7 protein-coding genes, 1 other RNA gene and 1 pseudogene are annotated in these 8,378 nt (G+C 71.9%); 5 read left to right on the top strand and 4 right to left on the bottom strand.

Translation table 11 applies throughout. The features are described from left to right. Nucleotides 1-50: 50 nt before the first annotated feature. Nucleotides 51-425, bottom strand: a transfer-messenger RNA (tmRNA) gene (gene ssrA / locus ACTHMS_RS15205). Nucleotides 426-620: 195 nt separating this feature from the next. Between ssrA and ACTHMS_RS15200 the strand changes: the two genes are divergently transcribed. Together ACTHMS_RS15200 and ACTHMS_RS15195 are read left to right on the top strand one after the other, a co-directional pair. Beyond that, complete coding sequence (locus tag ACTHMS_RS15200) at nucleotides 621-2,462, top strand: AMP-dependent synthetase/ligase (RefSeq protein WP_440307516.1); 1,842 nt, start codon at nucleotides 621-623, stop codon at nucleotides 2,460-2,462. Nucleotides 2,463-2,471: 9 nt separating this feature from the next. Further along, nucleotides 2,472-4,145 (top strand): GNAT family N-acetyltransferase, encoded by a 1,674-nt coding sequence (locus tag ACTHMS_RS15195; RefSeq protein ID WP_440307515.1) that lies wholly within the window; start codon nucleotides 2,472-2,474, stop codon nucleotides 4,143-4,145. Nucleotides 4,146-4,154: 9 nt separating this feature from the next. Here the strand turns inward: ACTHMS_RS15195 and smpB are convergent, their stop codons facing one another. The 3 genes from smpB to ftsE are packed head-to-tail and all read right to left on the bottom strand — an operon-like array spanning nucleotide 4,155 to nucleotide 6,312. Continuing rightward, a complete protein-coding gene (gene smpB, locus ACTHMS_RS15190) occupies nucleotides 4,155-4,667 on the bottom strand; it encodes an SsrA-binding protein SmpB (protein ID WP_440307514.1) in 513 nt (170 codons plus the stop codon). Nucleotides 4,668-4,669: 2 nt separating this feature from the next. Continuing rightward, the gene (gene ftsX / locus ACTHMS_RS15185) at nucleotides 4,670-5,581 is read right to left on the bottom strand and encodes a permease-like cell division protein FtsX (RefSeq protein ID WP_440307513.1); all 912 of its coding nucleotides are present in this window, start codon (nucleotides 5,579-5,581) and stop codon (nucleotides 4,670-4,672) included. Nucleotides 5,582-5,622: 41 nt separating this feature from the next. Further along, complete coding sequence (ftsE, locus tag ACTHMS_RS15180; RefSeq protein WP_440307512.1) at nucleotides 5,623-6,312, bottom strand: cell division ATP-binding protein FtsE; 690 nt, start codon at nucleotides 6,310-6,312, stop codon at nucleotides 5,623-5,625. Nucleotides 6,313-6,477: 165 nt separating this feature from the next. On the opposite strand from ftsE, the gene ACTHMS_RS15175 reads away from it, so the two are divergent. The 3 genes and pseudogenes from ACTHMS_RS15175 to ACTHMS_RS15165 all read left to right on the top strand — a co-directional run. Further along, a complete protein-coding gene (locus ACTHMS_RS15175) occupies nucleotides 6,478-7,401 on the top strand; it encodes an ABC transporter ATP-binding protein (protein WP_440307517.1) in 924 nt (307 codons plus the stop codon). Further along, on the top strand, nucleotides 7,402-8,184 hold the full coding sequence (locus ACTHMS_RS15170; RefSeq protein ID WP_440307511.1) for an ABC transporter permease: 783 nt from the start codon (nucleotides 7,402-7,404) through the stop codon (nucleotides 8,182-8,184). Beyond that, a pseudogene (locus ACTHMS_RS15165) lies at nucleotides 8,181-8,378 on the top strand (ABC transporter permease); the annotation flags it as partial. The gene ACTHMS_RS15170 and the pseudogene ACTHMS_RS15165, both read left to right, overlap by 4 nt.

The following is an 8,378-nucleotide window of genomic DNA, read 5'->3' as shown; positions in this document are numbered from 1 at the left end:
CCCCCGCCAACCACCGCCGGCCCGGTTGCAGGTGACGGGGGGCCGTCGATCGGTGGAGGTGGCGGGAATCGAACCCGCGTCCTCCGTCGCTTCAACAGGACTTCTCCGGGCGCAGTGTGCGTCGTCTCTGCTCGGCCCCCGCGATCATGCACACGAGTCGCGGTGACGGGCCCAGCCACTGTTCGATGTCCCGCCCTCCCCCGTGACCGGGGAGGGAGGTGAGTCACCTAGCTGATGCCAGCGACCGGGCCGGTGACGAACCCGGGCTGACAGACTTGCTGTCGCTGTCAGGCAGCGAGAGCGAAGTCAGCGCGATTGGAATCGGCGCTTATTTTGTGTGCATCGCTTTTTTTACGAGGTCAGCAATGCGGTCCTCGGCCCGCTTCTCCTGTCTCGACGAAACGGAGTCGAGACCTTTCACCCCCTGGTCGGATCCACCGGTACTGGAACACCCAGCCTAACGCCCGCGGCAACCGGCATCATCCCGATCCCGCCGGCACCCGCGCCGCCGGGCGCAAGCAACGACCAGGCAGGGCCGAACGCCCCGGCCGGCGAGGCGCGATCGCTCCTACGGTCGCGATGTCCGCGCCACTGCCGGTCGCGGACGGAGGGAGCGCGTCATGGGCATGTCGATCAGCGGGTCGATCGATCCCGCCGGGTACCCGACGCCCGCGGTGTCGGTCGGCCGTCTCTTCGCCGACCGCGTCGCCGCGACCCCGTACGCCGAGGCGTTCCGTGTCCCGGTGGTCGGTGGCTGGTCGTCGGTGAGCTGGTCGCAGCTCGCCGACACGGTCCGGACGATGGCGGCCGGCCTGCTGGCCCTCGGCATCGAGCCCGAACAGCGGGCGGCCATCGCCTCGTCGACCCGACTCGAGTGGGTGCAGGCCGACCTCGCGATCATGTGCGCGGGCGCCGCCACGACCGCGGTCTACCCGACCACCACCGCCGAGGACGTCGGGTACATCCTCGCCGACAGCACCACGCGGGTCGTCTTCGCCGAGGACGACGTCCAGATCGCCAAGGTGCGCGAGCAGCGCGACCAGCTGCCCGACCTCGTCCGGGTCGTCACCTTCGACGGCACCAGCGACGGCGAGTGGGTGCTGAGCCTCGAGGACCTGCTCGCGCTCGGCGCGAAGCACCTCGTCGAGCACCCGACCGCCGTCGACGAGGCGATCGCGGCGACGCAGCCCGAGCACCTCGCCACGCTCATCTACACGTCCGGCACGACGGGGCGGCCGAAAGGCGTCGAGCTGCCGCACCGCTGCTGGACCTACATCGGCGCCGCCGCCGAGGCGCTCGGCATCATCAGCGCGGCCGACCTGCAGTACCTCTGGCTGCCGCTGTCGCACTCGTTCGGCAAGATGCTGCTCGCCGTCCAACTGCAGCTCGGCTTCCCGACGGCCATCGACGGCCGCATCGAGCGGATCGTCGACAACCTGGCCCAGGTGCATCCGACCTTCGTCGCCGGCCCGCCGCGGATCTTCGAGAAGGTGCACGCCCGGGTCGTGCAGTCGGTGCGCGAGGAGGGCGGCCTGCGGTTGCGGCTGTTCACCTGGGCGTTCGAGATCGGCGGCGAGATGTCCCGCGTGCTGCTCGCCGGCGGGCGGCCGGGCGCGGTGCTGCGGGCCCAGCACACGCTGGCCGACCGGTTGGTGCTGAGCAAGGTGCGGGCCCGGCTCGGCGGCCGCATCCGCTTCCTGGTGTCCGGCAGCGCGCCGCTGTCGCCGGACATCAGCGCGTGGTTCCACGCCGCGGGCATCCCGCTCGTCGAGGGCTACGGCCTGACCGAGACGAGCGGTGGGCTGTCCCTGGACGAACCGCAGCACCCGACCTTCGGGGTCGTCGGACGGCCGCTCGCCGGCTCGCAGATCCGCCTCGCGGCCGACGGCGAGATCCTCGTGCGCGGGCCGCTGGTGATGCGTGGTTACCACAACCTGCCGGACGCGACGGCCGAGGTGCTGAGCAGCGACGGCTGGCTGGCCACCGGCGACATCGGCCAGATCGACCGGGCCGGGCGACTGCACGTCACCGACCGCAAGAAGGACCTCATCAAGACCTCGGGCGGCAAGTACATCTCGCCGCAGGCGATCGAGGCGATGTTCAAGGCCATGTGCCCGCTGGCCGGGCAGATGCTGGTGCACGCCGACCGCCGCAACTACGCGACCGCGCTCGTCACCCTGGACCCCGAGGCGCTGGCCCAGTGGGCCCGCGCCGAGGGGCTGATGGCCACCGACTACGCCGACCTGGCGGCCGACCCGACCGTGCACGCGTACGTGCAGCGCAGCATCGACGAGCTGAACGCGCGGCTCAACCGCTGGGAGACGATCAAGGACTTCCGCATCCTCGACCACGACCTGTCGGTCGAGCACGGCGAGCTCACCCCGAGCCTCAAGGTGAAGCGCAAGGTCATGGAGGGCATGTACGCCGACGTCCTGGACTCGATGTACGACGCGCCGGCCTGAGGTGCGCCGGTGACGCCACGCGACGAGCCCACCGCCCGCATCCTGGACGTCGCCGCCGAGCTGTTCGCCGAGCGCGGATACGGCGGCACGACCGTGGGCCTGGTGGCCGAGCGGGCCGGCGTGTCGGCCCGCACCGTGCGCCGGCTGACCGGGCGGCGCGACGACCTGTTCGCGCGGGTCGTCACCGACCGGCTCACGTCCGAGGCGGCCGACCGCATCGCGCAGGCGACGACCGGGCCCGACGACGCGCCACCGCTCGACGTGCTGCTCGACGTGATCGGCCACGTCGCGTCCGCCCCGCAGTCGAGCTGGCCGCTGCTCGAACTCGAGGCGCTGCTGCGGGCGCACCGCGACGAGCACGTCCGCGCGCTCGAGCGCGGGCGCATCGGCGAGCGCGCCGCCGGCGTCGGCGCCCTGCTCGCGCGGGTGCGTGAGGCCGGGGGGCTCGACGACACCGTCGACCTCGACGCGCTGGTCGAGCTCGCCCTGGCGCTCTCGGTCGGGCTCGCCGTGCTCGACCCGGTCACCGACCGGCCGACGCGACCGGCGTGGAACGCGCTCATGGCCCGGCTGGGCGCGGCCGTCGCACCGCCCGACGCGCTGTGGGAGGCGGACGACGTGCCGCGCCGGCCCTGGCGCTTGCGCGTCGACCTCCCCGACCGTCCCGGCGGCCTGGCCCGGCTCGCCCGCACGCTGGGGGCGCTGCAGGCCTCGGTGGTCGGCTCGGCGCTGCTGGCCGTCGACGACGGCGTGCGCACCGTCGACCTCGCCGTCACGGCGCCGCGTCCGGTGACCGGCGAGACACTGCTCGCCGCGGCCATGGCGGTCGGCTCGAACGCGCACGTCGTCCCCGGTGCCTGGAACGACCGCGTCGACCTGCCGACCCGCGTGCTCGACGCCGCCACCGAACTGGTCACCGATCCGGGTGCGGCGCCGCTGGCGGCGGCCGCGCTGGTGGGCGCCGACCGCGTCGAGGTCACCGACGCCGTCGAGGGCGACGACGACGCGGCCGACGTGCTGCGCCTGCAGTGGACGGCCGACCGGCACGTGGTGCTGCACCGCGAGTGGGCGCCGTTCGTCCGGGCCGAGCGGGCCCGGGCCTCGGCGCTGCTGCGGCTGTCGGCGGCGATCGCGGCGGCGACCGGCGACGGCGACCGGACGGGATGGGTCGAGCCGATCGCCGGCGGCAGCACGGTGTGGATCCGGCTCGGGCGACCGGCCGACGCCGATGCGGTCGCCGCCATGCACGACCGCTGCTCGCAACGCACGTTGTACCGGCGCTACCTCGCCGGGGGCGGCGAGTGGCGCGACGTCACGCTGCGCCGCCTGAGCGGCGGCCACCGCGGCGCCACCCTCGTCGTCATGAGCGAGGAGGGCGCGATCGTCGGGCTCGGCAACGTCTTCCCGGACGAGCCGGGCGACGGCGGCACCGCCGAGATCGCCGAACTGGTCGAGGACGCCTACCAGCAGCGCGGCGTCGGCACCCGGCTGCTGCGACACATGATCGCGCTGGCCCAGCAGCTCGGCTTCCGTGCCCTCGTCGCGCACGTGCTGGCCGAGAACGCCAAGATGCTGCGCGTGCTCGACCGCACCCGCCTCACCTGGACGCACACCATCGACCAGGGCGTCGTCACGCTGCGGGCGGCCTTGCCCGAGACGGCGCGCACCGCCCACGCGGGGTGACCGACCCGGTCAGCCCATGCCCTTGTTCCGCCGCCCGAGCGCGCGCTGCACCTCGCGGTCGGCGTCGCGGCGGGCGAGGTCCTGGCGCTTGTCGTAGCGCTTCTTGCCGCGCACCAGCGCGATCTCGACCTTGGCCTTGCCGTCGAGGAAGTACAGCGACAGCGGCACGAGCGTCAGTCCGCTCTCCTTCGTCTTGCCGATCAGCCGCAGGATCTCGCCGCGGTGCAGCAGCAGCTTGCGCACCCGCCGCGGCTCGTGGTTCGTCCACGACCCCTGCTCGTACTCGGGGATGTGCACGCCACGAAGGAACACCTCGCCGTCGTCGATGGTGGCGAAGCCGTCGACCAGCGACGCGCGACCGAGCCGCAGCGACTTGACCTCGGTGCCCTGCAGGGCGATGCCCGCCTCGTACACGTCCAGGATCTCGTAGTCGTGCCGCGCCTTCTTGTTCTGCGCGATGAGCTTGCGTCCGGTCTGGCGGTTCGAGGACGCGCGGGTGGACGAGGCGGCGGAGGGTGACACCCCTACAGCTTCACACGCAGGCGCAACGTCAGGAACGAGGTCACGATCGCCAGGACGATGCCGAGGCCGAGCCCGTAGGTGGACGCCTCGAGCACCGCCGAGCCGCTGATGTCCGGGATGACGCCGCGGCTGGTCTGGGTGCCGAACACCCCGCCGAGCACCCAGCGGATGACCAGCAGCAGGCCGGCGTACGAGAGCACGGCGCCGAGGATGGTCGAGAAGACCGTCTCGAGGATGAACGGCAGTTCGGTCATCCAGCGGGAGGCGCCGACCAGCCGCATGATGCTGGTCTCCTCCTTGCGCTGGGCGGCGGCGACCCGCACGGTGTTCGCGATCAGCAGGATCGACGAGATCAGGATGACGATGGCGATGAACAGCGACCCCTTGCGGATGCTGTCGATGCCGTCGAGCAGCGTCTTGAACGCCGCCGACTGGTCGCTCACGGTGCCGACCCCCGGCAGCGTGCCGTACTCGCGCTGGAAGGGCGTGAAGTCGGTGCGCAGGTCGCGCAGGTGCACGATGAAGGTCGCCGGCAGGACGCCGACCTTGTAGATGCCGGTCTTGATGATCTCGGGGCTGATCGTCTTCTTGTAGCGCTCGTAGACCTGCTGCTCGTCCAGGTACTCGTAGCTCGACACCGCCGGGTCGGCCGTCAGCTTGGCCGCGATGGCCCGCTGCTGCGCGGGCGTCGTCTCGGCCGTGCAGCGTCCGACGAAGTTCTTGGCACAGAGGTAGACCGAGACGTTGATCTTGTCCTCGTAGGTCTTCTTGAACTCGCCGATCTCGTTGTTCGCGAGGATCGCGCCGCCGAGGAAGCCGAGGGCGATCGCCGACGACAGCACCAGGGCGACCGTCATCGACAGGTTGCGTCGGATCGCCGACCCGACGCCGGAAAGGATGAAACCTGCGCGCATGCGATCCTTCTGAGTTTCGTGGCCTCGGGGGTGGGCCGGGCTCAGCGCCCGACGCCGTACACGCCGCGCGACTGGTCGCGCACGATGTGTCCGAACTCGAGCTCGATGACCCGTCGACGCATGGCGTCGACGATGTGGTTGTCGTGGGTGGCCATGACGACGGTGGTGCCGGTGCGGTTGATGCGCTCGAGCAGGCTCATGATGCCCTGGCTGGTCTCGGGGTCGAGGTTGCCGGTGGGCTCGTCGGCGAGCAGCACGAGCGGGCGGTTGACGAAGGCCCGGGCGATCGCGACGCGTTGCTGTTCGCCGCCGGAGAGCTCGTTGGGCATGCGCTGTGCCTTGCCCGTGAGCCCGACCAGCTCGAGCACCTCGGGGACGGTGCGGCGGATCGCCTTCGGCGGGCGGTTGATCACCTCGAGGGCGAACGCGACGTTCTCGTAGACGTTCTTCTTCGGCAGCAGCCGGAAGTCCTGGAAGACGCAGCCGATGCGGCGGCGCAGCTCGGGCACCTTGCGGGCCGGCAGCTTCGCGACGTTGCGGTCGTCGACGAAGACCGAGCCGGACGTCGGCAGCTCCTCGCGCAGCAGCAGCCGCAGCACCGTCGACTTGCCGGAGCCCGACTGGCCGATGAGGAAGACGAAGTCACCCTTCTCGACGTCCAGGGTCACGTTCTCCAGCGCCGGGCGGGCGCCGGCCGGGTAGACCTTGGTGACGTTGTCGAGGCGGATCACGGGAGACCACTGTACCCAGGGGGTTTGTTCGTCCCGGGCAGCGAAACCCGTCCCTCAGGCACCGCTTTGCCCCGCTGTGGCCGACCCCTGTTGCCCGGCGGCGCGTCACAGCGGGGCAAACAGGGGTGGACGAGCGTTGCTAGCGTCGGGTCGGTGGACGCCCCGATGATCGCTGCGCGCGGCCTGACGAAGCGCTTCGGCGGCTTCGTGGCCGTCGACGGCATCGACCTCGAGGTAGCCCGCGGCGAGGCCTTCGGCTTCCTCGGGCCGAACGGGGCGGGCAAGAGCTCGACGATGCGCATGATCGCCGCCGTGGCGCCGGTGACCAGCGGCGAGCTGCGCATCCTCGGCCTCGACCCAGGGGTCGACGGCCCGCGCATCCGGTCACGGCTCGGCGTGGTGCCGCAGCAGGACACGCTCGACCTCGAGCTCAGCGTGCGCGAGAACCTCTACATCTACGGCCGCTACTTCGGGTTGTCGAAGCGGGTGCTCGGGCCGCGGATCGACGAGCTGCTCGACTTCGCCCAGCTCACCGAGCGCGCCGACAGCCGCGTCGAGCCGCTGTCGGGCGGCATGAAGCGGCGCCTCACCATCGCCCGCTCGCTCATCAACGACCCCGAACTGCTGCTGCTGGACGAACCCACCACCGGCCTCGACCCGCAGGCGCGGCACCTGCTCTGGGACCGCCTCTACCGCCTCAAGCACGACGGCGTCACCCTCGTCATCACGACGCACTACATGGACGAGGCCGAGCAGCTCTGCGACCGGCTGGTGATCATGGACGGCGGCCGCATCGTCGCCGAGGGCTCGCCCGCGAAGCTCATCGCCGAGCACTCGTCGCGCGAGGTCGCCGAGCTGCGCTTCCCGCCCGGCACGAACGCCGCGGCCGAACCGGCCGTCGCCGCCGCGATCGGCGGCGCCGGACGCATCGAGGTGCTGCCCGACCGGCTGCTGCTCTACGTCGACGACGGCGAGGCCGCCGTGCAGCGGGTGCGCGAGGCGGAGATCGTCCCGGCGTCGTCGCTGGTGCGGCGCTCGTCGCTCGAGGACGTCTTCCTCCGTCTCACCGGCCGGTCGTTGGTGGACTAGATGGCCACCGCCGCGCTGCACGTCGTCGAGTACAACATCCGGGCCGGACGCCGGTGGTGGCGCAGCGTCCTGATCACCGGCGTCGCGACGCCGCTGCTCTACGTGCTCGCGCTCGGCGTGGGGCTCGGCACCGTCGTCGACCGGCACGGCGGCGACACCCTCGGCGTGCCGTACCTGCAGTACGTCGCGCCCGCGTTCCTGACCGCGTTCGCGCTGCAGATCGCAGCGGGCGACGCGACCTGGCCGATCATGGGCGGCTTCCGGTGGGATCGCACCTTCCACGGCATGGCGGTCACGCCGCTGCGGCCGCGGGAGATCGCCGACGGCACGCTGCTGTTCATGGGGCTGCGGCTGACCGTGAACTCGGCCGTGTACCTGCTGGTGATGGCCTGCTTCGGCGCCACCCGGAGCTGGTGGGCGCTGCTCTGCATCCCCGTCGCCGCGCTCACCGGCGTCGCCTTCGCGGCGCCGGTGGTGGCCTTCGCCGCGACCGTCGAGAGCGACAGCGCGCCGTTCAACTCGGTGTTCCGGTTCGTCGTGACGCCGATGTTCCTGTTCAGCGGCACCTTCTACCCGATCAGCCAGCTGCCCGCGTGGGGACGGTGGCTGGCCCACGTCTCGCCGCTGTGGCACGGCACCGAGCTCGCCCGCGCGGCGGCATTGGAAGGGGCGTCGGCAGCCGGCGTCCTCGGGCATCTGGCGTACCTGGCGCTGTGGCTCGGGGCCGGCATCGCACTGTCACGGTGGCGTTTCCGGGTACGGCTCGAACGGGGCACGTCGTGACCACCACCCGCCCGCGCCAGGCCGCCCAGCCGCGCGCCGCCGCCACCCTGCGGATCGTGCCGCCCGGGCTCTACGCGCGCCGCTCGCACGCCGTGCTGGAACGTGCCTTCCGGGTGTCGCGCCGCACCTGGCTGACGATCTTCTCCGGCTTCTTCGAGCCGCTGTTCTACCTGTTCGCGCTCGGCACCGGGCTG

This window comes from Jatrophihabitans sp., from assembly GCF_051960575.1.
In the GTDB taxonomy this organism is placed as follows: Bacteria; Actinomycetota; Actinomycetes; order Mycobacteriales; family Jatrophihabitantaceae; genus JBQCEE01.
Note: the sequence above shows the minus strand (reverse complement) of the source record. Positions and strands in the feature narration are given on the sequence as shown.

What these genes read in the sequence shown, in the direction of transcription:
- ftsX (WP_440307513.1), bottom strand. Translation starts at nt 5,581, where the DNA reads ATGCGCGCAGGTTTCATCCTTTCCGGCGTCGGGTCGGCGATCCGACGC.
- ACTHMS_RS15175 (WP_440307517.1), top strand. Translation starts at nt 6,478, where the DNA reads ATGATCGCTGCGCGCGGCCTGACGAAGCGCTTCGGCGGCTTCGTGGCC.
- ACTHMS_RS15170 (WP_440307511.1), top strand. Translation starts at nt 7,402, where the DNA reads ATGGCCACCGCCGCGCTGCACGTCGTCGAGTACAACATCCGGGCCGGA.
- ACTHMS_RS15200 (WP_440307516.1), top strand. Translation starts at nt 621, where the DNA reads ATGGGCATGTCGATCAGCGGGTCGATCGATCCCGCCGGGTACCCGACG.